This is a genomic window from Streptomyces sp. NPDC003635 (assembly GCF_053587635.1).
Map to the genome: position 1 here is coordinate 14,747 of NZ_JBSFOK010000008.1, position 26,967 is coordinate 41,713.

The window sequence follows — 26,967 nt, forward strand, 5'->3', positions numbered from 1 at the left end:
TTCAATGTCAGACTTCGCGGTGCAGGTCATCGAAGTACTGCTGGACCTGAACAGCCATGGCCGTCACCGGGTCCGGCTCGGTCTCCTCCAGGAGCGGACCGTCCGGATCAGGGCGGAACACGTAGAGCTCCATTCCCTCCGTTCCCAGTTCCTGCATCTCGGCAAGCTGGGCGGCGGCGATGCCGCCGTCGAGGTGTGTCTGCTCGAGCGCGGCGATGGCCTGGGCGTTCACGTCGACGCGGCCGTCGACGACACCGGTGACAGCGGTCTGGAAGTCCTGGACGGCGCTGACTGTTTGGTCGCCGACGAGCCCGTCCAGCGAGATCAGTGATCGGCCGTTGCGGCCACGCCAGTCGTTCAGCAGGGCCTGGACATACCGGGTGTCCTGATGCTCGTTGACGCCCCCGGCCCCCACGCTGCCGCCCAGCGGAGAATTCCACGCGAAGGCGGGTGCCGCCACGGGAACCAGCAGGAGCAGCACCGCGAGGACCGCCATCTTGATCAGCGCCTTGGCGAACACCTCGGCGAGCAGCTGGCCGGACACCTCCACGCACACCTCGTAGACGATGAGGCCTTCTTCTTCTCGGAAGAAGTGGAAATGCACCTTGACCGGACTGCCGAACCAGGTCCCGTCCCAGATCAGAATGGAGCGGTCCGGGTCGAACAGGATGCCGCGCTGATAGGTCAGCGTGGGCACTGTCGGCTTGAAGAAGTCGACCAGGGCCTGAAAGGCGATCAGCTTGGTGCGGCCGTCGGCTTTACCCGATGCCGAGTTCGGCTTGATCTCGTAGTATTCCATCCGCTGGGGCGGCTCGTGCGTGATGATGTCAGGGACCGGGAATCGCTCATCGTTCTCATCACCCGGACGTTTGGCCCGCTTGCGGATCTCGCAGGTCTGAACGAGGAAATTCTCGTCCAGCGCCGGGTTGTGGAATTTGAGGAAGGCCGCGAGATATCGGCATCGAGTCGTGCCGGCATTCTCGTCGAAGAAGTCAGTGCCAGCGTTGACGGGCAATGTCACAAATTCACTGCACCCTCCCTTCGCCAAGCAGTATTCCTTTTTGACGAACCACTCGGCGATACGGCCGAACAGGCTCGCCAAACCGAGGTCGACTCCCGCCTGCGCCGGAGTGAAACACTGCTGGACCATGGATGATCAGCCCCTTGGTCTCCTCGCCTGCACGTCCACGTCCGGGGCACTTTATGCCGGATCATCCGTGGGCACACGGAGGCGGTGCGGGCTGTACTCGGGGCAACCGGAATGGCCATCAGGCGGGGACCGCGCCGATCAGGCCGCCGTCGATGACCAGGTCCTGGCCGTTGATGTAGGAAGCGTCGGACGAGGCGAGGAACGCCACGGCCGCGGCGACCTCCTCCGGGCGCCCGAAGCGGCCGGCGACGATCCGGCCGGTGACCGCCTCCGCCTCGGCCTTGCTCAGTGCCTCGGCGGGGTACATCGGGGTGTCGATGTACCCGGGGCTGATGGAGTTGACGCGAATGCCGCGCGGGGCGAGGGCGGCGGCGAGGGTGCGGGCCAGGTTGTGCACGGCGGCTTTGGTCGCCGAGTAGAGGGTCAGCACGCTGTTGCCGCGGTGCAGGGTCCAGGAGGCGTTGAGGACGATCGAGCCTCCGTCGGCCAGCAGCGGCAGGGCCTTCTGGACAGTGAAGTAGACGCCCTTGAAGTTGACGTCGATGCCGTGGTCGAAGTCGGGCTCGGTGATGCTCTCGAACGGCAGGAAGGTGCCGGTGCCGGCGTTGGCGAAGAGGCCGTCCAGCCGGCCGTGACGGTCGCGGACGGTCTCCATCAGCGCGTCCAGGGCGCCGAGGTCGGCGGCATCGGCCACGATCCCCGAGGCGCCGGAACCGATCTGCTGGACTGCGGCATCGATCCGTGCGCGGGTGCGGCCGGTCACGATGACCTGGGCGCCCTCGGCGACGAGACGATGTGCGGTCGCCAGGCCCATACCGCTGGTGCCGCCGGTGATGAGGAGGGACTTCCCCGTGAAGCGCTTCATGCCGATGTTCCTGTCAGGGTGTGGGCGAGGTGGTCGCCGAGGTGGGGCAGCCAGTCGGGCCGCGCGTTGCCGAGGAGGTGGTCGCCGTGCGGGACGGACAGGTAGCCGCCGTGCGGGGCCAGGCGGGCCAGGGGTTCGCCGTTCGTCACGCCCGGGATGACGTCCTGGTCCCCGTCGACGACCAGCAGCGGCGCCTCGATGCGGGGTGCCAGAGCGGCGAGGTCCACGTGTCGGGCGAAGTCGCGGGCACCGTCGGCTCCTCCGCAGCGCCGGGCCATGATGTCCCGTACCGGCGGGGGCAGTTCTTCCCAGACGAGGCGGAAGGGACCGCTGACGGTGGCGACGGCCGCCACACGTGGTTCCAGCGCCGCGGTCTGGGCCGCGAAATAGCCGCCCAGGCTGAGGCCGACGAGGCCGATGCGTGCCACGCCGAGGGCGTCGACGACTCGGCCGACGACCCCCTCGTAGTCCGGGCACAGGGTCGTGGTCGCCGCGAGCACGCCTTGTCCGGGGCCGTCCATCGCGAACACCGCCAGCCCTCTGGCCAGCAGCGCGGCCACCACATCGAGGAACTCCTCCTTGGCCGAGTCCAGGCCGGGGACGACGACCACGGTCCCGGGCGCGTCGGCGGGGCCGCGCAGCCAGCCGGTGAATCCCTCACCGCTCACCCGGCGCGCGCCGGGCTCCAGCATGGAGAGGGCTCGGCTCAGGGCGTCATCCGCCTCGGCGGCCGCCCGATGTGCTTCCGCGTACGGCGCCAGGGTGGCCAGGTGGAACCACCGGGCCGCCGTGAGCAGGTACTCACCCGCCGAGCGGGGTGATCCGGCGTTGTCCGCGCGCTGAAGGTAGGCGTGTGCGGTGCTCCGGAAGGACGGTCCCCAGTCGGCGACGGATGTGAGGCCCTCGGTGACGCGCCGGTACTCGTGAAGGTCCACGCCCGCCCCGGTGGCGCGGGTCCACTGGGCGGCGGCGAATTCGGTGGCACTCATCGTGTTTCTCCCATCAGCAGTACGGCCTTGCCGCGTATCCGGCGCTCTCGCAGGTCGACGAGGGTGTCGGCGGTGTGTGTCCAGTCGGTGACGTGGCCGATCTCCGGGTGCAGCCGGCCCTGTTCCACCAGGCGTACCAGTGCGGCGAGATCGGCGGCGTACGGGGCGCCGGCGTAGTGGAAGTGCTGGATCGTGACGCGCTCGGGTCCGCCGAGGAGGTGGAAGAAGTCCAGGGTCACCGGGGTGCGGCTCGCCTGGCCGAACCAGACGAGCAGGCCGCCCGGGCGCACCTTCGACAGGGCAAGGGGCAGATCCGGCCCGCCCGTTGACTCCAGGACGACGTCGAACGGACCCTGGGCCGCGGCGACTTCGTGCACCACCTTCGCGCCCATTTGAGCGAGCCGCTCGCCCCGCGCAGGCGTCGCCGTGACCGCGGTGAGTTCGGCTCCGGCCCCGACGGCCAGCTCGGTGACGTAGTGGCCGACTCCGCCCGAGGCGCCGGTCAGCAGCACCCTGCGGCCGGCCAGGGAACCGGCCGTACGCAGCAGCCGCAGGGCGGTGATCCCCGCCAGAGGCAGAGCGGCCGCCCGGGCGCTGTCGATGCTGTCCGGGAGCACCGCGAGCGAGTGGGTGGGCACGGCGGCGTACTCGGCCCAGCCGCCCTGCGGCGGGTGCCCGACCACGCGGGTGCCGATGCCGGGGCCGGAGCCGTCGGCTGCCGCCTGTACGACGAGCCCGGCGATGTCCTTGCCGGGCAGCAGATCCGGCCGGGGGTGTTCTAGGAGGAAGGTCTCGCCCCGGTTCGGCGCGAAGGCCTCGACCTTGACCAGTGCCGCCCCGGGCTCCGGGACGGGCTGGGGGACCTCGGCGAAGGCGACCGGCCGCGCCGCCTGCCCCGTAGGAATCAGTCGTTGCATGCCGACGAGCAAACCCCCGCGGCCGCACCGCGATCCAACAACGAACAAGCAAACCCGACAACCCTTGGTTGTCACCTATGGTGAGCGGCATGGATCTCGACGTGGCGCAGGCACGTGCCTTCGTGCGCACCGCCGACCAACTGCACTTCGGGCGGGCGGCCGAGACGCTCGGCATCTCGCAGCAGGCTCTGTCCAAGAGGATCGCGCGGCTTGAATCCCTGCTCGGCACCGCACTGTTCGAGCGCGGCGGGAACGGCGTACGTCTCACCGAGGCCGGCCGGCGTTTCCTCCCACCGGCGCGCCAGGCTGTGGCCGCCGCCGATGCCGCCGTAGCAGCGGTAGTCGGTGAGGAGCGGCCGCTGAGAGTGGACGTCTGGGGGCACCTCTACGCGCCGATGCGGACGCTGGCCCAGGTCGCCGCACGAGCCCGCGACCTGGCGCTGGGGCACGGGCGCGACCTGCCGTCGGTGACGACGGCACTGCTGCACGGCGACATCGACGCCGCCTTCGGCCGCGTCCATCCCCCGCTACCCGCAGGCCTCGCACACCGCCTCGTCCGCCTCGAACCGGTGGACGCCGTGCTGAGCGCGGACCACCCGCTGGCCGCCGAACCGGCACTGCGTCCGGACCAGTTGCGCGACAGCGTGCTGTGGGCGCCGGGCGCGCTGGACCGGCTCGACTTCCTCCACCAGTTCGCCCACCGATTCGGCATCCCGAACACGGCCACCGGCGTCAACCTGGGGCTCACCCACTTCCTCACCGAAGTAGCACAAGAGCCACGACGCTTCTCACTGATACCCGCCGACGTACCACTGCCGGACGTCCCCGGCCTGCGGTCGGTCCCCCTGATCGCCCCCACGCCGCTGTACGCCTGGTCATTGCTGTGGCGCACCGGCACCGGGCACCCAGGCCTCGACGACCTCGCCACCGCCTGCGCGGAGGAAGCAAAACGCAGCCGATGGCTGGAGTACGACCCCACCCGCGACTGGCTGCCCGAACACCACTAACGGCTCCGGTCCCGGCGCCGAATGACCTCGTGTGTCAGTCTCAGTCCACGTCGGGGCGGCCCCTTGAGCTGCCCGCGGCCTTCCTGGTGTCAGACATGGAGTTCGGGCGGGAAGCCGGTCCAGCGCAGTTCTGCGGGCAGGTGCCGCATGTCGTTGGACAACAGCACGGAGGACGGCCTGCCGGGCGCGTATCGGATGACCGTCAGAGCCGCGTTTGCCTGGTTGAGGCCCATCCAGCGCCACTCGGGCGCGTCGAGTGCGGCTCGGACCAGCCAGCCGATGAGGAAGTTGTGGGTGACGAGCAGTTCGTGACGGGGATGATCACCGTCCACCGGACCGGTGAACTCCGCGAGCGCTTCCCGGGCCAGCGCCGGACCACGGTCGCGCTCCTCCTCCGGAACCTGGGCGAGGAAGGCGAGCAGGGTGTCGGCCGCATCCGGCGGCAGCTCGTCCTTCGCCGGGAGGTAGGGGACGTAGTCGCCGGCCAGTTCCGACTCGTGCAGGGTTACGGTGTCCAGCTGCGCGCCGATCAGCCGGGCCGTCTGCTGCGCCCGGGGCAGCGGTCCGTGGTAGATCGCCGAGAGTGGGGCGCTCCGGAGCCGTTCGCCGAGCAGAACGGCTTGGCGCCGGCCGCTCTCCGTCAGCGTCGTCTCATCCTCTGACGCCTCACCGTGCCGAGCGAGGTAGAGGTATCGAGCGGCCGCGTCTGTCATGTCCCGGGTCTCCGTCGCCGTCCGTGATCCTGTATGCCGGGATGGACGCCGAGTGCGTTGTGCGCAGTTCCGTCGCGGCGGCGAGCCGACTCGGTTGGCGATGACTGTGGAGTCATGCCCCACGTAGCCTCGTACCCATGCCAGCCTCCCGCCTGCACCGCGTCGCCGTTCTCGTGCTCGAGGGCGCGAAACCGCTCGACGTCGGCATCCCCGCGCAGGTGTTCACGACCCGCGCGAGCATGCCGTACGAGGTGCGGGTGTGCGGGGCGACGCCCGGTCTCGTGACCGGTGGGGACGGCCTCGCCTACTCCGTCGCGCACGGTCTGGAGGCACTCGAGTGGGCCGACATCGTCTTCGTCCCCGGCTACCGGCACCCGGACCGCGAGGACCCGCCGCAGCCGGTGGTCGACGCGCTGACCGCCGCCCACACCCGGGGCGCGCGGCTTGCCGCGATCTCCACCGGTGCCTTCGCGCTCGCAGCCACGGGCCTGCTCGACGGCAAGCGGGCCACGACGCACTGGCACTACGCGCGGGCGCTGGCGGACAGGCATCCGCTGGTGAAGGTCGACGAGAACGTGCTGTTCGTCGACGAGGGCAGCGTGCTCACCTCGGCCGGCGCCGCCTCCGGCATCGACCTGTGCCTGCACATCCTGCGCGGCGATCTTGGAGTCGCCGCCTCCAACCACGCGGCGCGGCGACTGGTCGCCGCCCCCTACCGCAGCGGCGGCCAGGCCCAGTACGTGCCCCGCAGCGTCCCCGAACCGCTCGGCGAGCACTTCGCCGCCACCCGCGAGTGGGCGCTGCACCGCCTCGGCGAACCCCTCACCCTCGATCTGCTGGCGCGGCAGGCCGGGGTCTCGGCCCGCACGTTCTCCCGACGCTTCGTCGAGGAGACCGGCTACACGCCCATGCAGTGGGTGATGCGCGCCCGCATCGACCTGGCCCGTGAGCTCCTCGAACGTTCGCAGCGCAGCGTCGAGCAGATCGCCGCCGACGTCGGGCTCGGCACCGGCGCCAACCTGCGCCTGCACTTCCAGCGCATCCTGGGCACCACGCCCAGCGAGTACCGGCGCACCTTCACCCGAGGGGAATGAACCGCTTGCCCGGGTGTGGCGGGATCCTTTTGAACCGTGGCGATCTCGCCACTGTCCGCGGCGCGGGTGGCACGCGAGCCTGGGGGCAAAGGGAAGGGACCCCATTCATGACTCGCATCGCCATCAACGGATTCGGCCGCATCGGACGCAACGTGCTGCGCGCGCTCCTCGAGCGCGACACCACCCTCGAGGTCGTCGCCGTCAACGACCTGACCGAGCCCACCGCACTCGCGCGGCTCCTCGCCTACGACTCCACGGCCGGCCGCCTCGGCCGCCCGGTGACCGTCGACGGGGACACCCTCGTCGTCGACGGACAGCGGATCAAGGTGCTGGCCGAGCGTGAGCCGGCGCAGCTGCCCTGGGCCGAACTCGGCGTCGACATCGTCCTGGAAGCCACCGGCCGCTTCACCTCCGCCAAGGCGGCCCGCGCCCACCTCGACGCGGGCGCGCGCAAGGTCCTCGTCAGCGCCCCCTCCGACGGCGCAGACGTCACCCTCGCGTTCGGCGTCAACACCGACGCCTACGACGCGGAACTGCACACCATCGTCTCCAACGCCTCCTGCACCACCAACGCCCTCGCCCCGCTGGCCCAGGTGCTCGACGAACTCGCCGGTATCGAGCACGGGTTCATGACGACGGTGCACGCCTACACGCAGGAGCAGAACCTCCAGGACGGCCCGCACCGCGACCCCCGCCGCGCCCGCGCCGCCGGCGTCAACATCGTGCCGACCACGACCGGCGCCGCCAAGGCGATCGGACTGGTGCTGCCGAACCTCGACGGCAAGCTGTCGGGCGACTCCATCCGCGTCCCCGTGCCGGTGGGCTCGATCGTCGAACTCAACACGACCGTCGCCCGCGACGTGACCCGCGACGAGGTCCTGGCGGCATACCGCACCGCCGCGGAGGGCCCGCTCGCCGGCGTCCTCGAGTACTCCGACGACCCGCTCGTGTCGTCCGACATCACGGGCAACCCCGCCTCGTCGATCTTCGACTCGGCCCTCACCCGCGTCGACGGCCGCCACATCAAGGTCGTCGCCTGGTACGACAACGAGTGGGGCTTCTCCAACCGCGTCATCGACACCCTCGAACTCCTCGCCGCACGCTGACCGGACCCCAGCCGCACCTCACCACCGGCGAATGGTGCCCCAGGAGCCGGTGGTGTGCGACAGTCGGCTGCCTGCCTCAAAGGGAATTCGGCGCTGCGCGCACTCTCCTGAGCCCCGCTCAGAACGACCGGAAGACCCCCTCGGGATCATCGTGAGCCCACCCCGCGTACTCCTCGAAACCCAGGTTGCCGATGCTCAGGTTCGCGTGGACGTCGTGGACCCCGGCGGGAACGGTGCGGAACTCCCGGCCGAACTCGGTCAGCTGCTCGTAATCCTCGTCGTCCAGGCACTCCTCCCGCGTCAGCGTGGTGACCGCCAGCAAGGGGTGGCATCCGGCCTGCATGGTGGCCAGGTCGGCCAAGAAGACAACGGCCAGGTTCTCGTCGGCGCCCACCGCATGCAGCACCGCGTCAACCGTCGCGCCTGCCCAGACCGAGTCGTCCACGAAGTGGACGCGCGCCTCGTACTGCCTGTCCCCCCAGGGCTCCAACAGCGCGGCCCTGACCTCCTGCCACGCCAGGTCATCGCGGTAGTCGGTCCTGACGACGAGGACATCGAACTCGTCGCGGCCGGTGACGGCGGGCAACGCTCTCATGGATCTCTCTCCTCCGTGGCCTCGGTACGGGGCCCGACTGTCTCATGCGTCGTATTCGCGGTTCTGTCCGCCTGTCGTGAGCGCTTCCGACAGGGACCTCCCCCGCGGCGCCGGCAACACGGCCGTCCAGCAGCCGTGGTGGCACCTGCGGTCGCATCCGACCACAGCGCACACCAGCGGGCAGCCACCGCGCGCGTCAGCGCACCCGGTCGTCCCGGTCCCCGTTGCGCGGAACTCGGGCGCTGCACCGCGCAGGCCATGCGGCCGGTCTCGATCGATTGCGTATCGGTCGCGGTCGGTGCACAGACGGACGAGGCCGAACGGCGGCGCAGACCTCCGGTCGGGCCTGTGCCGGAGGTTGGTTGCGGCGCCGCGTGGTGAGGGCTGGTCGGGCCGACCACAGGACCTTCCACCGGCTTCGTGTCCCCATCGTCACCTTGGTCAGGTGCTCGTGGTCGGGGGCCGGTCAGCGGGGCCGGCTATGCCCAGCCTTCGTCGACGCGTGGCTGAGCAGCTGCGCGATCGATGGAGGTGATGCGCAGGCGCGGCTCCGCGCGCCGTGCGTCAGCCGCGCGACGCGCTTGCCCAGTGGGCCCGCACCGCGTCGCGATACCCGCGAGGGCACTGGCGCCCGGCGTGCCCTGGCCGAAGGTGACACGCGCCGGGGTCGAAGAGTCCGCCGCCGGTGATCAGGACAGCTCACTCCACGGCCTCTCCGATGGGCACGGCTGACCGGCGGGCCGCCAGGAGTGCGGCGCGGAGGTCTGCCACCGCTCGTGGGTCGGACAGGGAGCGGGCCGTCAGTTCCTCGACGCGGCGCAGGCGGTAGCGGACGGTGTTGGGGTGGACGAAGAGGCTCCGGGCCGCGTCCGTGGCGGAGCCGCCGGCGGCGTACCAGTGCTCGAGGGTTTGGAGGAGACGGGCGCGCTCCGCGGCCGGGAGATCGAGCACGGGCTGGAGGACCACCTCCACCAGGTGCGCCGCCTCGGCCGGGGCCGCGGCGACGACCATCGCCAGCGGGTCGTCGTCGAACCGTGCCACGCCGGGGCCGGTGCCCTGGAGGCCGGACAGTGCCAGCCGGGCGAAGCGCAGGGCCTGAGGGGTGTCCCGCAGCGAGTGAAAGCACGGGCTGACGCCGACGCGGGCACCGGCACGGCGCAGGATGCGCAGGCAGGTGCTCTCCGCCGTCGCCGTGGGCAGGGCGGCCAGGCCGATCTGCTGGTCGGGCAGCAGCCGCCAGGCGAAGTGGACCTGAGCCTGCCGCAGCGCCGCCTCCGTCCCCGCCAGCGGTTCCTCACCGGGAGCGTCGGTCGCCGCGGCGGCGACCACGTACGGCCCGCGGTCGGGCAGGCCCAGCTCGCGGGCGGCCTCCCACAGGGTGCGGTCCGCGATGGCGCCGCTGAACAGCGCTTCCACCAGCGCGGACCGGCGCGCCTGCCGTCGCGACGTCAGCTCCGCGGTCGTCTCCCGGTAGGCCGCCGCCACCGCCTCGGCGTAACTGCCGAACAGGGCCCAGATCTCCGCCGACTGGGACACCAGCTGGGCGTCGGTGACCTCGGGAACGTCGCGTGCCTCGGCGAGGATCTCCGTCCACACCAGCTCGAAGCCGATCCGGTACGCGTGCAGAGTGTCGGCCAGCGGCACGCCCTGTTCGGCGCGGATACGGCCGGTCTCGCGGGCCGGGCTCGGATCACGGGCGTCCGCGCTGCCGAGCTGGTTCAGGAGCAGGTCCGCGTTGGCGGTGCAGGAGCCGCGCAGCGAGTCGAAGGGGATCAGCGACTCGTCCTGGTAGGCGACGACGTCCGAGCGAATGCGCTGCGCCATCAGCTCACCCAGTTCCGGCAGCCTCGCCCGCAGCGCCGGCACCACTCCTGAGATGTTCATTCCCGCAGCGTAACGCCACTGTTTTGTGCCCAGGAACAATCCGAGGCAGCAGACGCTGTCATCCCGCACATAGGCCGACCCCACGGACATCTGCACGATGTCGTCAGCGTGAACAGCGGATTTCGACGGTGACAGACGGTGGCATGCGTGGAGGCGATCATGGCCAATCTGGCTCAGTTCCTGGTGGAGACGGCCCGGCGGCAGCCGCAACGCCCCGCGCTGCGGCTGGGAGGCCAGGTCATCAGCTACGCGGAACTCGACGAGCGCAGCGCCCGCGCCGCCGCGCTGCTGCGGGCCGAGGGCGTACGACCGGGAGACCGCGTCGCGCTGATGCTGCCCAACGTTCCCGAGTTCGTCGCCCTCTACTACGGCGTGCTGCGCGCCGGCGCGGTCGTCGTGCCGATGAACCCGCTGCTGAAGACCCGGGAGACCGAGTACCACCTGCGCGACTCCGGGGCGGTGCTGCTCTTCGAGTGGCACCAGGCGCCGGGCGAGGGTGCCCCGGGCGCGGCCGCCGCCGAGGTGCGGCACCTGGCCGTGGAACCCGCCGCCTTCGCGGAGCTGCTGGCCGGTCACGAGCCGCTGGCGGAAGTCAGTGAGCCGGACGGCGACGACGTGGCCGTACTCCTGTACACCTCCGGCACCACCGGCCGCCCCAAGGGCGCCGCCCTCACCCACGCCGGACTGCGGCACAACACCGAGGTCAACGCGGCCGAGGTGCAGCGGATGACGGCGGACGACGTGGTCGTGGGCTGTCTGCCGTTGTTCCACATCTTCGGCCAGATCTGCACGATGAGCGTGACCGTCCGCGCCGGTGCCTCGCTCACCCTGATCCCCCGCTTCGACCCGCAGGCCGTGCTGGACGCCATCGCCCGCGACGGGGCCACGATCTTCGAGGGCGTACCGACCATGTACGCGGCGCTGCTCCAGCACCCGTCCGAGGCCGACGTGTCCACGCTGCGGATGTGTGTCTCCGGCGGGGCCTCGCTTCCGGTGGAGATCCTGCACGGTTTCGAGCAGCGCTTCGGCTGCGTGGTGCTGGAGGGCTTCGGCATGTCCGAGACCAGTCCGGTGGTCACGTTCAACCACCCCGACCGGCCGCGCAAGGCCGGCTCCATCGGCACCCCGATCAGGGACGTGGAGGTGCGCCTCCTCGACGACAAGGGCCAGGACGTGGCCCTCGGCGAGATCGGCGAACTGTGCGTGCGCGGCCCGAACGTGATGAAGGGGTACTGGAACCGCCCGGAGGAGACGGCCGCCACCATGGCCGACGGCTGGCTGCGCAGCGGTGACCTCGCGCGCCAGGACGAGGACGGCTACCTGTACATCGTCGACCGCAAGAAGGACATGATCATCCGCGGCGGGTACAACGTCTACCCGCGCGAGATCGAGGAGGTCCTCCACGAGCACCCCGCCGTGGCACTGGCCGCGGTGGTGGGCGTGGCCGACGCGCACCTGGGCGAGGAGATCGCGGCCGCGGTGGTGCTGCGCCCGACGGCACAGGCCACACCCGAGGAGCTCCGGGAGTTCGTCAAGGAGCGGGTGGCGGCGTACAAGTACCCGCGCGAGGTGTGGCTCGTGGACGCGCTGCCCACCGGGCCCAGCGGCAAGATCCTCAAGAGGGAGATCAGCGCGCCGACGGGGTGACGCCCAGAGGGTTGGGGGCCGGGTGACGCGTCGGACGGCAGACGCGTCACCCCCACGCGGGGCGGTTGGGCCCGGCGCGATTCCGTACGCCCGGACAGGGTGGTGCCCGGCGAGGTCAGAACCAGTGCAGGCAGTGCGGGGCGCGGTCGGCGCGGAAGAGGGCGTCGGCGAGGGTGGCCGCTTCAGGGCGGTGGGCCCGGATGTGTCCGGCACGCACGAGGGTGCTCGGGGTGGTGCCGCCCAGGTAGACCGAACCCAGGTCGCGCACGTCCAGTGACAGGTCAGGCTCCCGGTCCGTCGGAACGCAGTCGGCCTTGCCGTCCCTCACGGTCAGCAGGTAGCGGCTGTGCTCCCCGAGGAACGGATCCTCGACGTGGAGGACCAGCTCGCCGTCCGCGGACCAGCCGCGTGCGCTCAGCGCGCGCGGGACGTCCAGCAGCCGTACATAGAGCCAGTCCATGTCGCCGCTCACCTCGCCGGCGCGGAAATCCTCGAGCTGCCAGCGCAGCGGGTGCCGGGGCGGGACGTGCTTGAACACGACCTTGGTGACCAGGTCGTGCGCGAGTACGAACCGGGCCAGGGCGGTGAAGGCGGTGTCGTCACCGGCGATGGTCTCGTCGACGGTCAAGGTGTCGCCCTCGACCAGATAGCTGGCGTACCCGTCGGGGACGCCGGTCGTGTCCCGGTGGACGGCGATGTGACGCGGCGCCGGAGAGATCGGGGGCTGGCCCGCGCGCAGAGCCCACCAGCGGTGCGGCCGGGACAGCGCGCCGGGCTGGCCGCGGCGGTACCGGTCGTACACCTCTTCCAGGATCTCCCCGCACTCGGCACGACGCAGCACCTCGACCGAGCCCTGGTCCGGACCGGTCGCCGCTGCGTGGGCCGCCGCGCGCGCCCGGGGCAGCGTGAGGGCGGCCCGGTGGCGCTGGACCGTCAGCCGCTGCGTGTAGGTCGCCGGTCCATAGCCGAACCGGCCGTAGATCGGGGCCTCCGAGGCCAGCAGCACGGAGAGGAACTCCCCGCGGGCCCGGAACTGGGCGAGCTGATGCCGCATCATCGCACTGAGCACGCCCTGGCGCCGGTGCGAGGGCAGGACGCCGACGGCGGTCACCCCGGGGGCCGGGACGAGGATCTCACCGGGCAGGGTGAGCTCGAAGGAGTGCGCCCCGGCGGTGCCGACGGGCCGCCCGTCGGCCGTCAGGGCGAGCAGACAGCGGTCCATCTCGAGCGCCGACCACCACAGCCCGCCACCCTCGACCGGGGTTTCCGGGAAGCGCCCGAACGCGGCATGCACGGTGTCGACGAAGACGTCGAGGTCCTGGTCGGTCGTGGGACGAATCTGCATCGCTGCGGCTGCCTCCTCGGGATACCGGCACCACGGCTCATGGTGCCTGGCCACACTGCAGCGTTGCGCCATGGCCGGGTCAAACGAATTACGGAGCCCAGAGGGCGGATGCCCGACGCCCGTCCGATCCCGCCCGAGGTCGCGGACGGGCGACTGGGGAACCCTGCCGCGGCGGGGTTCAGCCGACTGGAAGCCATCGGTCCAGGTAGGCGCTCAGACCTTCCGGTTCGGCATCGTGGGCGACGTATCCGAGATACCCGTCAGGCCGTACGAGGGCATGGGCGACGCCTGGCCACGGGCTGTCCTGACCGAGTCGGTGCACGGCGACCAACCGCCGGCGCCCCCGCAGAAGCGGGGCGTGCCAGTCGGCCGGCCACGCGCGGACGGGGCCCGCCAGCAGCAGCTGCCAGCGAGGGCCGGTGACACGGGGCTGGAGGCCGTGGGGCACGTCGGGCAACCGTTCCCCGGCGCGCGGCCCGTGTCCTCGGGAGCCGCCTGCGGTGAGGGGGCTGTGCCGGTAGTGGATGCCCAGTTCGGAGACCGTGCGGAAGACCCGGCCGCGTGGTCCGGTCGCCCGGAGCGCCAACGGGGCCAGCCGCGGGGCAAGTCGGGTCCGGGCCAAGCGGACGAGCGGATGGCGGCTGGTGCCGAAGGTGAAGGCGCGATCCGTGAAGCGCAGCACGCTGCGGCCGACCGGGGCGCGCTCGGCCTCGTAGGTGTCCAGTAGTTCACCGGGACCCTCGCCACGGCAGCAAAGCGCGAGCTTCCAGCCCAGGTTGAGCGCGTCCTGGATGCCGGTGTTCATGCCCTGTCCCCCGGCCGGGCTGTGGATGTGGGCGGCGTCCCCGGCCAGGAAGCAGGACCCGGCGCGGTAGCGGGTGGCACCGCGGTTGTGGAGCCGGAAGTCGGTCATCCAGGCCGGGTCCCGCAGAGTCAGCCGGTCGGTGCCGTACCGGTCGGCGAGTCGTTGCAGCGACTCCAGCGTGACCTCCGCGTCGGGGGCGTCGGGTGGCCTCATCGTGAGCAGCCGCCAGGTGGCCGGCCAGCCGAGCGGGAAGAAGAACAGCATGCCCTCCCCGCTCATGTACGTGTGCACGGCCCCCGGCTCCAGCCCGTCGACCTCCAGGTCGGCGAGGATGAACGTCTGCGGATAGGCGTACCCCTCGAAGCCGATCCCCGCCTGGGCCCGTACGGCGCTGTGGGCACCGTCGCAGCCCACGACGTACCGCGCCTCGAGGACCTCCTCCGCGCCGCCACCGTTCCGCAGGCGGCAGACCGCGTAGGAGTCCTTCTGCTCCAGCCCGACCAGTTCGGTGCCGCGCTCGACCGTCACGTCCCGCGCGGACAGGTGTGCGGACAGGATGTTCTCGGTCGCGGCCTGCGAGAGGAACAGCAGGAAGGGATAGGCGGTGTCGGTCAGCCCGATGTCGAACAGCGGTATCCGGAGCACGCGCTTCGGCAGGTGCATATGCACCCGGATCGCCGGGTTGCCCCGGGCGACCAGCTCGTCCGTGACGCCGAATCCGGCCAGGGCCTCCAGAGTGCGGGGCTGGATGACCAGCGCCCGTGATTCGCGGACCCGGTCCAGCGAGCGGTCGACCACCCGGAACGGGACGCCGTACGCGCGCAGTTGCGCGGCGAGCGCCAGCCCGGTCGGGCCGGCGCCGACCACCAGGACGTCCAGGGGCACCGCCGCCATGACTCCACGGTAGCGCCGCAGGTGCCGGCAGCCGAGGTCTCGCGGTGGCAGGGGGTTCTCGCCGGTCCGGCACCCGCCCGGCGCCGACTGTCCGCCGGCCCTGAGGCATCGCTGCAACACCCAACGTGGTCATCGGCTTGTCTGACCCAATAGCGCATACGCCGTCGAACCGGTGGGGCCGGCGGGCGAAGATGGCGTCGGGCACGTGCCGCGGGCGCTCACACCTTCATTCGCGAAGAGCCACTTCAGGAGCCGATGATGGACGACGAACTTCAGCTGATCAGCGACGGCGACGGGCTGGCGGTCATCGGGAGTCCGACGGCTGTCGAACGCTTCCTCGTCTCCGAGAAGCTGCCGTCGAGGGACCTCGGGCTGCCCCGGCTCGGACCCGCCCTCAGCGCGTTGGCCGGTGCCACCCAGACGGGATCCGAGATCGCGGCCAACTCAGGTCGCTGGGTGAAGCTGACCGAGCAGTCCGCGCAAGCTCTCAAGAAGTACCCGCTGATGAAAGGTTCGCACCCGGGTGTCAGCCGTGCCGTGGTGACGGAGAACGGCAGGATCAAGGGCCTGCTGGAAGTGGTGCGCACGCCCGGATCGCTGCTGTCCAACCCGGGTCTGATGGCTGGTGCCGCTGGGCTCATGGCCCAGCTTGCGATGCAGCAGACCATGAGCGAGATCACCGACTACCTCGCCGCGATCGATGCCAAGGTCGACGACGTGCTCCGGGCCCAGGAGGACGCGGTGTTGGCGGACATGATCGGAGTCGGCATCGTCATCGACGAGGCCGTCACCGTCCGCGAGGAGGTGGGTCGTGTCTCCGAGGTCACGTGGTCGAAGGTGCAGGCCGTGCCGATGACGATCGCGCGGACGCAGGCCTACGCGTTGCGGCAACTGGACGCGCTCGCGGAGAAGTTGGAGGGCCAGACCAGGATCGGTGATCTCGCCAAGGCGTCCAAGGAAGCAGAGGGCACGGTGCGGGAGTGGCTCGCCGTGCTCGCTCGGTGCTTCCAGCTGCACGACGCGATCGCCGTCCTCGAACTCGACCGCGTGCTGGACGCGTCTCCGGACGAACTGGACCGGCATCGAGTCGGACTTCGGGCCGCCCGGCAGAAGCGGACAGAACTCATCTCCCAGAGCACCGAGCGCCTGTTGGCCCGCGTGGACGCGGCGGTCGGCACAGCCAACGCGAAGGTGCTGCTGCACCCGAGCGCGTCCCCGGCTGTGGTGCAGGCGGGCAACCACGTTGCGATCACCGTCGGAGACTTCCACGGGCGGCTCGGGATCGAGCGCGGGGAGCAGTCGTCGGAGGCGCGACGGTGGGTGGAGGCGGCCGCTGAGGCGAGGGGCAAGGTGCTCGAGGCGGGAGCGGACGGCGTCGACGCCGCCAAACGCATCGGTACCGAAACCCTCGGCCGAGCCAGATCGGTGACCGGCAACCTCTCCAGCGGGATCGCCGAGCAAGTGCTCCGTCGGCGCGGGAGCGGCAAGGAACGCGCCGAGGAGGACTGAGGAGGCCGGCCCGCACCATGGCCGTCCGAACCGGCCGTGGGTGTGCCGTCTCGTTCAGTACGAGCAGTCGGGACTCCGCCGTCGACCGGGCACCCGACGAGCTCACCGAGTGGTACCTCCTCCAGGCCTGGCCGGCCTCCGCTCAGGACACGACGGTGCTCCGCCGCCGCGACGCCTACGGAGCCGCCGTCCGCGTCCGTTGAGCGTCGACCCCGGCGACGCCGACCGGCCACGTCAGCTGATCAGGTCGACCAGCAGCTTCGCCGCCACCGTCGCCCCGTCGGAGCGGATCGTGGCGGCCACGGCGGCCGCTCGGGCGCCGGTCTCGGGGGTCAGAGTCGTCTTCAGTGCGGCCGACAAGGACTCGAAGGTCGGCGTCGGACCGTCGTGGGCCACGCCGATGCCCAGCTCGGCCACCCGGCCCGCCCAGTACGGCTGGTCCGCCATCTGGGGAACCACCACCTGGGGGGCGCCGACCCGGGCGGCCGTCGTCGTGGTGCCCGCGCCTCCGTGGTGCACGACGGCGGCCACCCGGCCGAACAGCGCCTGATGGTTGACCTCGCCTACGGCGAAGCAGTCCACCCGGTCGTCGGTCGGTCCAAGGTCCGCCCAACCGCGCCCGATCACGACGCGGCGGCCCTGCGCGCGGACCGCCTCGACGGCGACCTGAGCGACGTCGGCCGCACTGTTCATCGGCATGCTGCCGAAGCCGACGTACACCGGCGGTGCGCCCGCGTCCAGGAAGGCCGACAACTCGGCCGGGAGCGGGCGCTCGTCCGGCAGGATCCACGTGCCGGTCTGCACGACGTCGAGGTCCGGCGTCTGCCGCCACGGGTCCAGCACCGGGTCCGTCGCCAGCCAAGGCCGGTCGCCGATGACGTAATCGCGTACGTGCTTGACCGGAGGCATCCCGGCGGCCGCCCGGTTCGTGTTGAGCGCCTCGCCGAACAACGCGTCGATGCTCTGGGCGTCCAGCTCCCACAGCAGCCGGTTGTCGGTCACCTCCGGCGGGAACGGCCGCCCCTGGTACGCCAGCGGCCGGCGGTGCGCGGCCGGCAGGGTGAGCTGCTGGAAGGTCACGGACACAGAGCGGATGCCCAGCATCTCCGCCACCGACAGCGCCCCGGCAGCGGCCGGCACCATCCCCGTCGCCACCAGCACGTCGCATCCCTCGGCCGCCGCGGGGAGCACCTCGAACTGCCCGGCGATCACCTCGGCGGCGCGCTGCGGCAGGCCGGACGCCGGCGGGGACTGTTTCGTCCACTCCCGCGCCGACCGGCTGACGGGTATCAGCGGCACACCCACACCGCCCAGCCGGTGCGCGAAGTCCTCGTCGGGCGGCGCGCACACCGCTACCTCCGCGCCGAACTCCCGTAGCCGCAGGGCGAGACCCACCAGCGGTTCGACATCCCCGCGCGACCCGAACGTCGACAACAACACACGCACTCGCGACACCCGTTTCCGTAGCTTCCTGCCTCGGCTGGTGATTCTGCGCTACGACGGGGCCCTTGCCGCAAGCCCCGGAGTGCGCGATACGTTGGCCGTGGCCGGACGTGAGCGACTCCCCACCGCTTCGGCCCGGCAACGGTCAGGCGGGACGTTCAAGCGGCAGGCCGAAAGCGGGGAACAGGTCGGCCCGGTGGAACGCGAGCACGGAGACGACTCCCGCTTCGACCACGGTCAGCACCTGCACATAGCGCGCGTGAAAGCGGTCGTCACGGCCGCGGGTGTACAGGGCGAAGGCGGGCTGGCCGTTGGCGGACGTCTCCACCATGACCCGGCGTCCGGCGCCCGGCGGCAGCTTGGCGGCGAGCAGACGCAGGACGTCCTCCCGGCCGCTGAACCACGTCGGGACCGGGGGCATCTCCCACCGGACGTCCTGGGTCAGGAGCCCTTCGAGGGCGACCAGGTCCGCCCGCTCGAACGCCCTGGCGTACTGGTCGAGCAGGGCCCGGCGGCGTGGCTCGTCGGGTTCGCTCAGCTGCTCCTCGGCGGGCGCCACCCGGGCGAGTTCGGCCCGCGCGCGCTGGAGCGAGCTGTTGACCGCCGTGGTCGTCGTACCGAGCGCGGCGGCGACCTCGGAGGCCGGCCACGCCAGGACGTCCCGGAGGATCAGCACCGCCCGCTGGCGCGGCGGCAGGTGCTGCAGCGCGACGACCATCGCCAGCCGCAGACTCTGCCGTATCCCCACGACGTGGGCCGGATCGGTGCTCAGGGAATGATCGGGGAAGGGTTCCAGCCAACTCGCCTCCAGCATCGGCGCGTCCAGATCATCCGGATCGCTTCCGGGCGCTCCGAGCGCCGAGGGGACCAGGCGGCGGCTGCTGTGCTTCAGGGCGTTCAGGCACAGCCGGGTGGCGATCCGGTACAGCCAGGTCCTGACCGAGGAGCGCTGCTCGAACTCCCCGAAGCCCTTCCAGGCGCGCACATACACGTCCTGGACCACATCCTCCGCGTCGTGCAGCGAGCCGAGCATCCGGTAGCAGTGCGCGATCAGTTCACCGCGGACCTGTGCGAACTCCTCCTCCAGGTTCATCGAAGCTCCTCCACCGGTTCGGGGCGAGTGACCGGGGCGACGGGCCGCGCGCTGTGCCGTACGCCGATGCAGAGTCCCGCCGCCGCGCCGAGCAGCGACAGGACGCCGCCGGCGGCGAAGATCCGGGTGAATCCGGTGGGGAAGGACGCGTAGCCATCGGCGGCGGCGAAGACCGCGGCGAGGACGGCGACTCCGGCGGCCCCGCCGAGCTGGCGCATCATGCCGTACACGCCGGAAGCGAGCCCGACGGCCTCGCGGGGCAGTGCTCCCAGGGTCGCGCTCTGCGCCGCCGGGAGGGCCATGGAGACACCGCATCCGGCCACGATCAGCGGTGCCACCAGGTCGCCGTACCGCGCCGTAGCGGTGCTCGCCAGGCTGAGCCAGAACATGCCGACAGCTTGCAGCCCCAATCCCGCGGCGACCAGCGGGCGTTCACCCACCCTGTCCACCAGGCGGCCGGCGAGCGGTGACACAAGGAAGAGCGTGCCGGTCCACGGCAGCAGCCGCAGCCCGGCCTCCAGCGGGCCGGCGGCGAAGGCCGCCTGCATGTACTGGGCCATGAAGAACACCGCGCCGAACAGCGCCGCGGTGAGAAAAAAGCCCGCCGCGTTGCCCGCCGAGAAGGCCCTCGACCGGAAGCTGGACAGGGGCATCATCGGCTGCGGGGCCCGGCGCTCCCAGAGCAGGAAGACCACGAGCAGGACGACGCCGGCCGACAGCGAGCCGATCACCTCGGCACTGGCCCAGCCGGCCGGAGCGCCGCGGACCACGCCCCAGACCATGCCCAGGACGGCCAGGGTGATCAGCGCGCCACCGGGCAGGTCCAGCCGGCGCACCGCGCCCCTGCTCTCGCCGATCCGCAGCAGGACGAGCGGAACCGCCACCGCGCCGGCCGGCACGTTGATCCAGAAGATCCACTGCCAGGCGAGCCCCTCGGTCACCGCGCCGCCCACGACCGGACCGGCCAGCACGCCAAGGCCTGTCAGACCGCTGAAGACACCCGTGGCCCAGCCCCGCCGCTCGGGCGGAAAGGCCGCGCCGATCAGGCTCATCGCCAGCGGCATCACGGCGGCCGCGCCGACACCCTGAACAGCCCGCGCGGCGATCAGCCACGCCACGGACGGTGCCAGCGCGCAGGCCGCCGAGGCGAGGGAGAACAAGCCGAGGCCGACCGCGAACATCCGCCGCCTGCCCCATCGGTCGCCGAGCGCCGCCGCGATCATCAACAGCATGGCGAAGCTCAGGGTGTAGGCGTTGACCGTCCACTCCAGCTGTTCGATGGAGGCACCGAGATCCTGTCTGATGCTGCCCAGCGCCGCCGCCACCACCAGCACGTCCAGCGCCACCATCACCGCACCGAGCGAGGCCAGGCCCAGTACCCAGCGTTGCCCGGCGGTTGTGCGGTCCTTGCTGCCCACGAGAGGTCCTCCAGAAAGTCGCCGTCACTGATACCGACAACCGGGAGGGCTCCGAATCATCGCCGCGATGAGTCAGTGGTGTTCGCGTTGTCCCTATCAGTGACAGCGCACCGATCGCGTGGAGGAGAGTCCGATGAGCACCGTGATCCGCTACCGCACCCGGCCGGAGTGGGCCGACGAGAACCAGCGTCTGATCGAGAAAGTCTTCGCCGAACTGGCGACAGCGGCGCCGCCCGGACTGCGCTACAGCACCTTCCGGCTCGCCGACCAGGTCACCTTCGTCCATGTCGTGGATGGCGAGGGCCTGCCCGAACTGGCCGCCTTCCAGGAGTTCCAGCGTGACCTGCGCAGCAGGCTGGCCGGTGACGTCACACGTGAAGAGGCCGGCGTGATCGGAACGTACGCCCATTCGACCGTGACCAGCCACGGTTGACCGGCAGGGGGTGTGTGAGTCGGGGCCGCCCGCTCGTTCGGCAACCGGGCGGCCCGGCGCGCAGGCGCACGGGGACAGGGGGTGAGGGGTCACCGCTCCTGCGATGGATCACCGCTTTTGCGTGGGAGGCGTGAACGGGCCGGTCTCAGGAGCCGTACAAGCCTCGACCATGGTCCGCTCGCCGGCGACCTTGGCGGCGATCCGGTTCAACATCGTCGTGAAGGACGCCTGTTGTTCCGTAGTCGGCATCTCGGTGTCCTGGACGCCCAACTGGGCTGATCAGTAGAGGAGTTCGTCTCCTGCGCACAGCCTCCGGCCATCCCATGTCTTCTTGCGCAGGTCTCGGCGACTCTCTCGAGCCGGGCGGGGGCGCAGCGGGCCGGACCAGGAACGTCCGGCCCTTCGTCGGGGACTTCTCAGTACCGCGCCTCGGCCGCGGCCTTGAGGTCGGCCAGCCAGCCCTCCAGTCCCATGCCCAGGACGTCGGTCGCGAGCGGGACGTCCGCCTCGACCTGTTCTCCGGTCCAGGTCTCCTCCGTGCGGACGCGGACGCCGCCGCCCTTCACCTTCTCGAACGTCCACACATGGACACCCTCGTCGATGCGCAGCCCCTCACCGACGGCCGGCCCGGTCCACCGCAGGCACTTGTGGTGCTTCAGCTGCTGGACGGTGGACGTGATCTCCAGGGTGGTCTCGGGTGTGGTGGGCGTGGCCGGTGCCGGTGTCGTCCATCGGAACGCCGAACCCTCGCGAAGCCGACCGGGCTCGAGACGTTCGGCGCTGAGGACGGGCGCCTGCCACGCGGGCCACCGCTCGATGTCGGTCTGGAGCTTCCAGATCGTCTCGATCGACGCGTCGATCACGATGGCCGTCGAGTAGCGGATCTGCGCGGCGGGGTCGACCCCCTTCCCTCGGCAGGTCGGGGCGCCGCGGTGGGTCGGCCCGCTCCCGGCCGGGGCCGCGTGGGCCGGCAGGGCGGCCGTTGCGAGGAGACCGGTGGCGGCGAGTGAGATCGCGAGTGCGGTGGCCAGGCGGTTCGGTGACGGCGTGGTGCGGGTGTTCTGCATGGCGTTCCCCTTGGTCCAGAGCGATCGGGTGCGAAAGGCGTGGTGTGGCGAGCAGGTGTCCGCGGGTGATGCGTTCAGCCACTCATCGCCGGCCGGCCCGGTGAATGGTCACGACGAGTACGGCCGAAGCGGCGGCGATGAGACCCACGAACCCCGGGTGCATGTCCTTGGACAGGCTCGGGGCGCCGTCGGGTCGGGTCAGCCAGATGACGAGGGGGATCGCGTAGGCGGTCGCGACCAGTGCGGCCGCGAGGCGCACCGCACGGTCGGGCACCCGCAGCAGAGCGCCGACCAGGGCGCTCACCACCGGCACGACGGCGATCAGGGCGAACTGTCCGACGACCATCACGGGCACGGCCCATGCGGAGACGGACACCGCCACGGGGATACGACGGGGTGGGCGGGTGGGCGACATGGATGTGGCTGCGGTCACGGGATCTCCCCCTGGTAGCTAGATGCTTTGCCGTTCGTTAGAAGTTGTAACCCGCTAACGCCGCTGGAGTCAAGAACTTTCGTTATAGCATCTAACCTGATGCCATGATGGAGCCATGAAGGTCATCGTCGTCGGAGCCGGGGTACTGGGAGTCAGCGTCGCCAGACAGCTGGCCGTCAGCGGCGAGGAAGTCCTCCTCGTGGATCAGTGGGGAGCCGGGAGCGGCACCACCGCGACCACGTTCGCCTGGACCAACTCGAGCCGGAAGCCGGACCCCGACTACCACGCGCTCAACCTCGCGGGGATGGAGGAGCACACCCGGCTCGCCGAGCAACTGCCCGGCGCACCCTCCTACTTCCCCAGCGGAGCGCTGCAGTGGGCGGACTCCGCGAGCGAACAATGGCTCGCCGCCAACGTGGAACGCCTGCAGTCCCTCGGCTATCCCGCGCGCTGGGTCACGCCCGCCGAAGCGGCACGACTCGCGGGCGGCGGCCTACGGATCCCGCGGACCATCACGGCCTGCGCCCACTTCCCCAGTGAGGGTTACGTTCTGCCCGACCTCTTCGTGGCCAACCTGCTGGCCGATGCCGAGCGGCACGGAGCCAGGTTGGCGCTCGGCGAAGTCGTAGCCATCGATGACAGAGCTGACGGAGTGTCCGTCACCGTGGCCGGAGGCGAGACCTTCGCAGGTGACCGGGTCGTGCTGGCGGCGGGCCGCTGGACGCGACAACTCGCCGCACGAGCCGGTATCGACATTCCCATGGTGACGGCAACCAGCCGCGGATCGACGACTGTCGGCCTGCTCGGGTACGCCGAGACTCCCTGGCTCGACCTGCCCTGTGTGATCCACAGCCCTGGCCTCAACCTCCGCCCAGCGGCCCGAGGCAGGACCGTCCTGCAGGCGCTCGACCTGAACGCCGACGCCGATCCGGCCAACCCTCCCTCGGAGGACGGCGACCTTGCGCGCACGCTCGCGCAGCGGCTCTCGGCCCTGCTCTCCGAGCCGAGCCGCGCCCCGGGGATCGAGCCGCGCATCGGCTTGCGGTCATTGCCCGCGGACGGCCACAGCGTCGCCGGCTACGCATCCGACCAGTCCCGCGTTTACTGCCTGGTCTCGCACAGCGGGATCACCCTGGCGCCGATTCTGGGTCGACTGGTCGCCGGCGAGGTCGCCGCCGATCAGGAGGAGGACCTGCTGCGGCCTTTCCGGCCCACCCGATTCATCGGCGTTGGGCGCTCGGACACCGAGGTCGACCAGCGCGCCACCGCTCTCGGCGAGCAGTAGACCAGCGGGCGGGGTTCGGTCAGCCGGCAGAGGAAGCGCGGCGGCCGTGGTGGCGCCGGTACCACAGCCCGGCGACCCCCGCGGATCCCGCCGCCAGAACGATGGCGAGGACCGGCCAGTGACTGTCGGCGATGCGCAGGCCGGCCAGGAAAGTGACGGCGGTCAACGCGAGTGGCACGAGGAGGGAGACGAGTGCGCGCACTGCCGCCGCTATGACTTCCGGCTGGGGACGGGAGATCCGACGGCGGCGCGCAGCGGGGGCGGGGTGGCCGAAGTAGTAGGTCTGGACCCGGCGAGCCAGGCGGGCGTCGGCGCGTTGATAGGACATCGCCATGTACGGCAGCCAGACCAGTGGAGCGACAAATCCGACCAGAAGGACCAGGCCGAGGAGCAGCCACCGCCAGGCCTGCACGGCGAACCTGCGTACCCGCCCGCCCGCATCCTCCCCTCCCTCGCCCGGCGCGAGCACGCCGAGCAGACGGGCCATGCGCAGGGTGACGTCCCACAGAGCCGCCCATCGCCTCCAGCGGCCCGGAGCGTCCGCGGCTCTTGGCGTCCGGGCGAGCGCGTCCCGCGCCTGCCGGGTGTCCTCGTACACGCCTTGGAGGACGAGAAGTTCTTCGGCGCGGGCGCTCGCCGTCGGGTCGCGGCCGTCGAGTGCGGCCAGCTCCAGGACCGTACGCGCCTGGCGGAGCAGAGCCACGCAGAACGCGACGGGAATGAGCACGATGAAGGGGCCACCCACGAGGGACCCCTCCGAAACGACGGCTCGCCGGCCGCGGGCGATCACCAGGCCTCGGAGTTCCACGTCGGTGACGTCGGGGTGGTGGTGACGGAGCTGCTCGACTACGCGAGGCACGGCGGGACCCATGCGGCGGACGGCGAAGGCGGCGAGGAGTTCGGGGAGGTGCCCGGGGTCGGTGACGATCGAGGCCAGCAGCGAGCGCTCGAGGGAGGAGTCCTGGCGAGCGCCCTCCGCCTTGCGTTTGTCCCGGTGCGACACATGTCGTATCTATCACGAAACGCACCGCACGGCGCATAGGGCCTGTATCTACACCTATCGGATGATCCGGGGCACAGCCGCCGGTGCGGTGTCGCACTCGCCCCGGGGGCGGCCGTTACCGAGGACGGGACGGGTCGGCCCGTCCTCGATGAGCGGCGTCCTGGCCGCCGGCCGCCTACCGCGTGCTGCCCGCGAGACCGCCGCCCGGCCTCACTTCAAGTGCCGGTCCAAGAACCGGCACCCGTCCTCCAGTTCGAACCGCGGGGTGCCGGTGTGCCCTCCCACGTTGGCGTGCAATGTCTTCTGCGTGCTGCCGAAGGCGTCGAACAGTTCAAGGGCGCGCTGCCGGGGGTTCCCTTCGTCGTCCCACTGCAGCAGGAACAGCAGCGGGATGGTGACCTGACGGGCCTCCTCGCGCTGGGCACGGGGGACGTAGCCTCCGGCGAAGAAGCCCGCGGCCGCGATGCGCGGTTCGACCACCGCCAGCCGGATGCCGAGGGCGGCCCAGCCCCCGGAGTACCCGACCGGGCCGCGGGTGTCGGGCAGTTCGAGGAGGGCGTCGAGCGTCGCCCGCCATTCCGGCACCGCGTTCTCTACGAGGGGACCGATGAAGGACTCGAAGATCTCGTCCACCGGTTCGCCGGCCTGCATCGCCCGGCCAAGGTCGGCACGGGCCCGCTCCTGGGCGGCGGACCGGGGACGGTCGCCACATCCGGCGGCGTCGATGGTGGCCACCGCGTAGCCCCGCGCGGCGGTGTAGCGGGCCCGCGCCACCAGCCGGGGGTCCGCCTTGGGCAGCCCGTTGTTGTGGGACATCAGGATCAGCGGCGCCGGTGCGGATCCAGGCGTCCACACGGTGCCAGGGATCTCACCGAGGGTGAATTCGCGCTGGAGGACGCCGTCGTCGAGGCGTTGTTCGGAGGTGAAGTGCACGGTCGTGCCTTTCGGGAGTGCGCGTGAACGGCGCTCCCGGGCGACCTATCGCCCGACCGTGACCCCGGAGGGGAGCACCCATGTCGAAACTGCGTTCACGGGTACCACCTCCTCGTTCTCTCGCACGGCCTCGGTCGGGGAGGTTAGCAGGAATCACCGTGGCACGACGACAGCTTTTTCGGAGAGGTTCCGCGGCCCGGATACGCCGGCCCCCTCTGGCGAGTGACCACCTCAGGCTCGGCCAATTTCCTGCGCGACGCAGGCATCTTGGCTAGTCTCCTGCGTGACACAGTTAATGCACAGCGCAGCAACTCACCTCCAGGGGGAACTCATGCTCACCGTCGCCGTAACCGGAGCCACCGGAGCCCAGGGCGGGGCCACCGCCCGCGCCCTGCTCGCCGCTGGTCACCGCGTGCGCGCCTTGACCCGCGGTCCCGCCTCACTCGCCGCCGAAACGCTGCGCGACCTCGGAGCCGACGTCCGCCACGCCGACTTCGACGACCGCCCGTCCCTGGACGCGGCCTTCGCCGGGGCGGACTCGCTCTTCGCGGTCACCACCCCGTTCGGCACCGACACCGAAACCGAGACACGGCAGGGCAAGGCCCTCATAGATGCCGCGGCAACGGCCGGCCTCACGCACGTCGTGTTCACCTCCGCCGCCCATGCCGACCGCGGCACCGGGGTCCCTCACTACGAGAGCAAGTTCATCGTGGAGCAGCACCTGCGCGAGGCCGGAGTGTGCTGGACCGTGATCGCCCCGGCCGCCTTCACGGACAACTGCATCAGCGGCTGGACGCTGGAAGGGCTGCGCCAGGGCAGCTTCGCCTGGCCCATGCCCGTCGACACGCCGTTCGCCCTCATCCCCGCCACGGACATCGGCGCGTTCGCCGCACTGGTACTCCAGCGCCGCGACGAGTTCGCCGGCCGCCGCATCGACATCGCCTCCGATCAGCGCACCCCCGGCGAGATGGCGCAGATCCTCACGACGGCCAGCGGCCGTCCGATCCGCCACCAGGAAGTACCGCTGGCCCAAGTGCGGACCCACTCCACCGACCTGGCCGCCATGTTCACTTACTTCACCACCTCGGGCCTCGAAGTCGATGTAGCAGCGCTGCACCGCGACTACCCAGAAGTCGGCTGGCACAGCTTCGCCGACTGGGCCGCCACCCAGGACTGGACCACGCTCCTGGCGCCCCGACCCACGCGCCGGTAGGGGGCTGGCCAGGGCATGTCCGCTGACGACGGCCACCACGTCGACCGGCTGCTTAGGCTCGGTGTGCACGACCCACTAGTGTGATCAAGGGCTCACGGGCGGCTTGGCCCGAACAGTCCGCCCGAA

General features: G+C 71.1%; 26 protein-coding genes. 9 read left to right on the plus strand and 17 right to left on the minus strand.

Translation table 11 applies throughout. The features are described 5' to 3' along the window. Positions 1-7: 7 nt before the first annotated feature. The 4 genes from ACWDRW_RS10100 to ACWDRW_RS10115 form a co-directional block, all read right to left on the minus strand. Positions 8-1,150, minus strand: a complete 1,143-nt coding sequence (locus ACWDRW_RS10100; protein WP_451721832.1) for a peptidoglycan-binding domain-containing protein — start codon at positions 1,148-1,150, stop codon at positions 8-10. 118 nt (positions 1,151-1,268) lie between these two features. After that, entirely contained in the window at positions 1,269-2,015 is a 747-nt protein-coding gene (locus tag ACWDRW_RS10105) for an SDR family oxidoreductase (RefSeq protein ID WP_451721833.1), read from the minus strand. Beyond that, positions 2,012-3,004 (minus strand): alpha/beta hydrolase family protein, encoded by a 993-nt coding sequence (locus ACWDRW_RS10110; RefSeq protein ID WP_451721834.1) that lies wholly within the window; start codon positions 3,002-3,004, stop codon positions 2,012-2,014. Before ACWDRW_RS10110 ends, ACWDRW_RS10105 begins: the two co-directional genes overlap by 4 nt. Beyond that, positions 3,001-3,921: a zinc-binding dehydrogenase gene (locus tag ACWDRW_RS10115; RefSeq protein ID WP_451721836.1), complete on the minus strand. Its 921-nt coding sequence runs from the start codon at positions 3,919-3,921 to the stop codon at positions 3,001-3,003. Before ACWDRW_RS10115 ends, ACWDRW_RS10110 begins: the two co-directional genes overlap by 4 nt. 89 nt (positions 3,922-4,010) lie before the next feature. Here ACWDRW_RS10115 and ACWDRW_RS10120 point away from each other — a divergent pair, with 89 nt between their 5' ends. Continuing rightward, positions 4,011-4,928, plus strand: a complete 918-nt coding sequence (locus ACWDRW_RS10120; protein WP_451721837.1) for a LysR family transcriptional regulator — start codon at positions 4,011-4,013, stop codon at positions 4,926-4,928. 89 nt (positions 4,929-5,017) lie between these two features. Here ACWDRW_RS10120 and ACWDRW_RS10125 read toward each other — a convergent pair whose 3' ends face one another. After that, entirely contained in the window at positions 5,018-5,641 is a 624-nt protein-coding gene (locus ACWDRW_RS10125) for a histidine phosphatase family protein (RefSeq protein WP_451721838.1), read from the minus strand. A gap of 137 nt (positions 5,642-5,778) precedes the next feature. Here ACWDRW_RS10125 and ACWDRW_RS10130 point away from each other — a divergent pair, with 137 nt between their 5' ends. Both ACWDRW_RS10130 and gap read left to right on the plus strand, forming a co-directional pair. Further along, on the plus strand, positions 5,779-6,735 hold the full coding sequence (locus tag ACWDRW_RS10130; protein WP_451721839.1) for a GlxA family transcriptional regulator: 957 nt from the start codon (positions 5,779-5,781) through the stop codon (positions 6,733-6,735). Between the two features lie 107 nt (positions 6,736-6,842). Then, the gene (gene gap, locus ACWDRW_RS10135) at positions 6,843-7,841 is read left to right on the plus strand and encodes a type I glyceraldehyde-3-phosphate dehydrogenase (RefSeq protein WP_451721840.1); all 999 of its coding nucleotides are present in this window, start codon (positions 6,843-6,845) and stop codon (positions 7,839-7,841) included. 118 nt (positions 7,842-7,959) lie between these two features. Here gap and ACWDRW_RS10140 read toward each other — a convergent pair whose 3' ends face one another. Continuing rightward, entirely contained in the window at positions 7,960-8,436 is a 477-nt protein-coding gene (locus tag ACWDRW_RS10140) for a DUF6924 domain-containing protein (protein WP_451721842.1), read from the minus strand. A 699-nt stretch (positions 8,437-9,135) separates the two neighbouring features. Next, on the minus strand, positions 9,136-10,320 hold the full coding sequence (locus ACWDRW_RS10145) for a PucR family transcriptional regulator (protein WP_451721844.1): 1,185 nt from the start codon (positions 10,318-10,320) through the stop codon (positions 9,136-9,138). A 159-nt stretch (positions 10,321-10,479) separates the two neighbouring features. On the opposite strand from ACWDRW_RS10145, the gene ACWDRW_RS10150 reads away from it, so the two are divergent. Continuing rightward, positions 10,480-11,967, plus strand: a complete 1,488-nt coding sequence (locus ACWDRW_RS10150) for a long-chain-fatty-acid--CoA ligase (RefSeq protein ID WP_451721845.1) — start codon at positions 10,480-10,482, stop codon at positions 11,965-11,967. A gap of 115 nt (positions 11,968-12,082) precedes the next feature. Here ACWDRW_RS10150 and ACWDRW_RS10155 read toward each other — a convergent pair whose 3' ends face one another. Continuing rightward, positions 12,083-13,312 (minus strand): GNAT family N-acetyltransferase, encoded by a 1,230-nt coding sequence (locus tag ACWDRW_RS10155; RefSeq protein ID WP_451721846.1) that lies wholly within the window; start codon positions 13,310-13,312, stop codon positions 12,083-12,085. 178 nt (positions 13,313-13,490) lie between these two features. Further along, on the minus strand, positions 13,491-15,011 hold the full coding sequence (locus ACWDRW_RS10160; protein ID WP_451721847.1) for an FAD-dependent monooxygenase: 1,521 nt from the start codon (positions 15,009-15,011) through the stop codon (positions 13,491-13,493). A gap of 258 nt (positions 15,012-15,269) precedes the next feature. Between ACWDRW_RS10160 and ACWDRW_RS10165 the strand changes: the two genes are divergently transcribed. Then, positions 15,270-16,520, plus strand: a complete 1,251-nt coding sequence (locus tag ACWDRW_RS10165) for a hypothetical protein (RefSeq protein WP_451721848.1) — start codon at positions 15,270-15,272, stop codon at positions 16,518-16,520. Between the two features lie 17 nt (positions 16,521-16,537). Beyond that, positions 16,538-16,723: a hypothetical protein gene (locus ACWDRW_RS10170; protein WP_451721850.1), complete on the plus strand. Its 186-nt coding sequence runs from the start codon at positions 16,538-16,540 to the stop codon at positions 16,721-16,723. A 31-nt stretch (positions 16,724-16,754) separates the two neighbouring features. Here ACWDRW_RS10170 and ACWDRW_RS10175 read toward each other — a convergent pair whose 3' ends face one another. From ACWDRW_RS10175 to ACWDRW_RS10185, 3 genes are all read right to left on the minus strand, one after another. After that, on the minus strand, positions 16,755-17,966 hold the full coding sequence (locus ACWDRW_RS10175) for a glycosyltransferase (RefSeq protein ID WP_451721852.1): 1,212 nt from the start codon (positions 17,964-17,966) through the stop codon (positions 16,755-16,757). Positions 17,967-18,108: 142 nt separating this feature from the next. After that, positions 18,109-19,056: an RNA polymerase subunit sigma-70 gene (locus ACWDRW_RS10180; protein ID WP_451721853.1), complete on the minus strand. Its 948-nt coding sequence runs from the start codon at positions 19,054-19,056 to the stop codon at positions 18,109-18,111. Then, entirely contained in the window at positions 19,053-20,474 is a 1,422-nt protein-coding gene (locus tag ACWDRW_RS10185) for an MFS transporter (protein WP_451721854.1), read from the minus strand. The genes ACWDRW_RS10180 and ACWDRW_RS10185 overlap by 4 nt, the downstream gene beginning before the upstream one ends. 133 nt (positions 20,475-20,607) lie before the next feature. On the opposite strand from ACWDRW_RS10185, the gene ACWDRW_RS10190 reads away from it, so the two are divergent. After that, the gene (locus ACWDRW_RS10190; protein WP_451721856.1) at positions 20,608-20,907 is read left to right on the plus strand and encodes a hypothetical protein; all 300 of its coding nucleotides are present in this window, start codon (positions 20,608-20,610) and stop codon (positions 20,905-20,907) included. Positions 20,908-21,015: 108 nt separating this feature from the next. Here ACWDRW_RS10190 and ACWDRW_RS10195 read toward each other — a convergent pair whose 3' ends face one another. From ACWDRW_RS10195 to ACWDRW_RS10205, 3 genes are all read right to left on the minus strand, one after another. After that, positions 21,016-21,156, minus strand: coding sequence for a hypothetical protein (locus ACWDRW_RS10195; protein ID WP_451721858.1), 141 nt, complete (start codon positions 21,154-21,156; stop codon positions 21,016-21,018). Positions 21,157-21,323: 167 nt separating this feature from the next. Further along, positions 21,324-21,974, minus strand: a complete 651-nt coding sequence (locus ACWDRW_RS10200) for an SRPBCC family protein (RefSeq protein WP_451721860.1) — start codon at positions 21,972-21,974, stop codon at positions 21,324-21,326. An 82-nt stretch (positions 21,975-22,056) separates the two neighbouring features. Further along, entirely contained in the window at positions 22,057-22,407 is a 351-nt protein-coding gene (locus ACWDRW_RS10205) for a hypothetical protein (RefSeq protein WP_451721861.1), read from the minus strand. 115 nt (positions 22,408-22,522) lie between these two features. Here ACWDRW_RS10205 and ACWDRW_RS10210 point away from each other — a divergent pair, with 115 nt between their 5' ends. After that, a complete protein-coding gene (locus ACWDRW_RS10210; RefSeq protein ID WP_451721862.1) occupies positions 22,523-23,692 on the plus strand; it encodes an NAD(P)/FAD-dependent oxidoreductase in 1,170 nt (389 codons plus the stop codon). A gap of 19 nt (positions 23,693-23,711) precedes the next feature. Here the strand turns inward: ACWDRW_RS10210 and ACWDRW_RS10215 are convergent, their stop codons facing one another. Beyond that, positions 23,712-24,695: a hypothetical protein gene (locus tag ACWDRW_RS10215; RefSeq protein WP_451721863.1), complete on the minus strand. Its 984-nt coding sequence runs from the start codon at positions 24,693-24,695 to the stop codon at positions 23,712-23,714. A gap of 210 nt (positions 24,696-24,905) precedes the next feature. Further along, positions 24,906-25,628 carry a dienelactone hydrolase family protein gene (locus ACWDRW_RS10220; protein ID WP_451721864.1) on the minus strand — a complete coding sequence of 241 codons (723 nt, stop codon included), beginning with the start codon at positions 25,626-25,628 and terminating at the stop codon, positions 24,906-24,908. 331 nt (positions 25,629-25,959) lie between these two features. On the opposite strand from ACWDRW_RS10220, the gene ACWDRW_RS10225 reads away from it, so the two are divergent. Beyond that, positions 25,960-26,841, plus strand: coding sequence for an NmrA/HSCARG family protein (locus ACWDRW_RS10225; RefSeq protein WP_451721865.1), 882 nt, complete (start codon positions 25,960-25,962; stop codon positions 26,839-26,841). The last annotated feature ends 126 nt before the right edge of the window (positions 26,842-26,967 follow it).

What these genes read in the sequence shown, in the direction of transcription:
- ACWDRW_RS10100 (WP_451721832.1), bottom strand. Translation starts at nt 1,150, where the DNA reads ATGGTCCAGCAGTGTTTCACTCCGGCGCAGGCGGGAGTCGACCTCGGT.
- ACWDRW_RS10195 (WP_451721858.1), bottom strand. Translation starts at nt 21,156, where the DNA reads ATGCCGACTACGGAACAACAGGCGTCCTTCACGACGATGTTGAACCGG.
- ACWDRW_RS10190 (WP_451721856.1), top strand. Translation starts at nt 20,608, where the DNA reads ATGAGCACCGTGATCCGCTACCGCACCCGGCCGGAGTGGGCCGACGAG.
- ACWDRW_RS10130 (WP_451721839.1), top strand. Translation starts at nt 5,779, where the DNA reads ATGCCAGCCTCCCGCCTGCACCGCGTCGCCGTTCTCGTGCTCGAGGGC.
- ACWDRW_RS10120 (WP_451721837.1), top strand. Translation starts at nt 4,011, where the DNA reads ATGGATCTCGACGTGGCGCAGGCACGTGCCTTCGTGCGCACCGCCGAC.
- ACWDRW_RS10155 (WP_451721846.1), bottom strand. Translation starts at nt 13,312, where the DNA reads ATGCAGATTCGTCCCACGACCGACCAGGACCTCGACGTCTTCGTCGAC.
- ACWDRW_RS10140 (WP_451721842.1), bottom strand. Translation starts at nt 8,436, where the DNA reads ATGAGAGCGTTGCCCGCCGTCACCGGCCGCGACGAGTTCGATGTCCTC.
- gap (WP_451721840.1), top strand. Translation starts at nt 6,843, where the DNA reads ATGACTCGCATCGCCATCAACGGATTCGGCCGCATCGGACGCAACGTG.
- ACWDRW_RS10210 (WP_451721862.1), top strand. Translation starts at nt 22,523, where the DNA reads ATGAAGGTCATCGTCGTCGGAGCCGGGGTACTGGGAGTCAGCGTCGCC.
- ACWDRW_RS10125 (WP_451721838.1), bottom strand. Translation starts at nt 5,641, where the DNA reads ATGACAGACGCGGCCGCTCGATACCTCTACCTCGCTCGGCACGGTGAG.
- ACWDRW_RS10170 (WP_451721850.1), top strand. Translation starts at nt 16,538, where the DNA reads ATGGCCGTCCGAACCGGCCGTGGGTGTGCCGTCTCGTTCAGTACGAGC.
- ACWDRW_RS10110 (WP_451721834.1), bottom strand. Translation starts at nt 3,004, where the DNA reads ATGAGTGCCACCGAATTCGCCGCCGCCCAGTGGACCCGCGCCACCGGG.
- ACWDRW_RS10180 (WP_451721853.1), bottom strand. Translation starts at nt 19,056, where the DNA reads ATGAACCTGGAGGAGGAGTTCGCACAGGTCCGCGGTGAACTGATCGCG.
- ACWDRW_RS10115 (WP_451721836.1), bottom strand. Translation starts at nt 3,921, where the DNA reads ATGCAACGACTGATTCCTACGGGGCAGGCGGCGCGGCCGGTCGCCTTC.
- ACWDRW_RS10200 (WP_451721860.1), bottom strand. Translation starts at nt 21,974, where the DNA reads ATGCAGAACACCCGCACCACGCCGTCACCGAACCGCCTGGCCACCGCA.
- ACWDRW_RS10150 (WP_451721845.1), top strand. Translation starts at nt 10,480, where the DNA reads ATGGCCAATCTGGCTCAGTTCCTGGTGGAGACGGCCCGGCGGCAGCCG.
- ACWDRW_RS10160 (WP_451721847.1), bottom strand. Translation starts at nt 15,011, where the DNA reads ATGGCGGCGGTGCCCCTGGACGTCCTGGTGGTCGGCGCCGGCCCGACC.
- ACWDRW_RS10105 (WP_451721833.1), bottom strand. Translation starts at nt 2,015, where the DNA reads ATGAAGCGCTTCACGGGGAAGTCCCTCCTCATCACCGGCGGCACCAGC.
- ACWDRW_RS10145 (WP_451721844.1), bottom strand. Translation starts at nt 10,320, where the DNA reads ATGAACATCTCAGGAGTGGTGCCGGCGCTGCGGGCGAGGCTGCCGGAA.
- ACWDRW_RS10225 (WP_451721865.1), top strand. Translation starts at nt 25,960, where the DNA reads ATGCTCACCGTCGCCGTAACCGGAGCCACCGGAGCCCAGGGCGGGGCC.
- ACWDRW_RS10165 (WP_451721848.1), top strand. Translation starts at nt 15,270, where the DNA reads ATGGACGACGAACTTCAGCTGATCAGCGACGGCGACGGGCTGGCGGTC.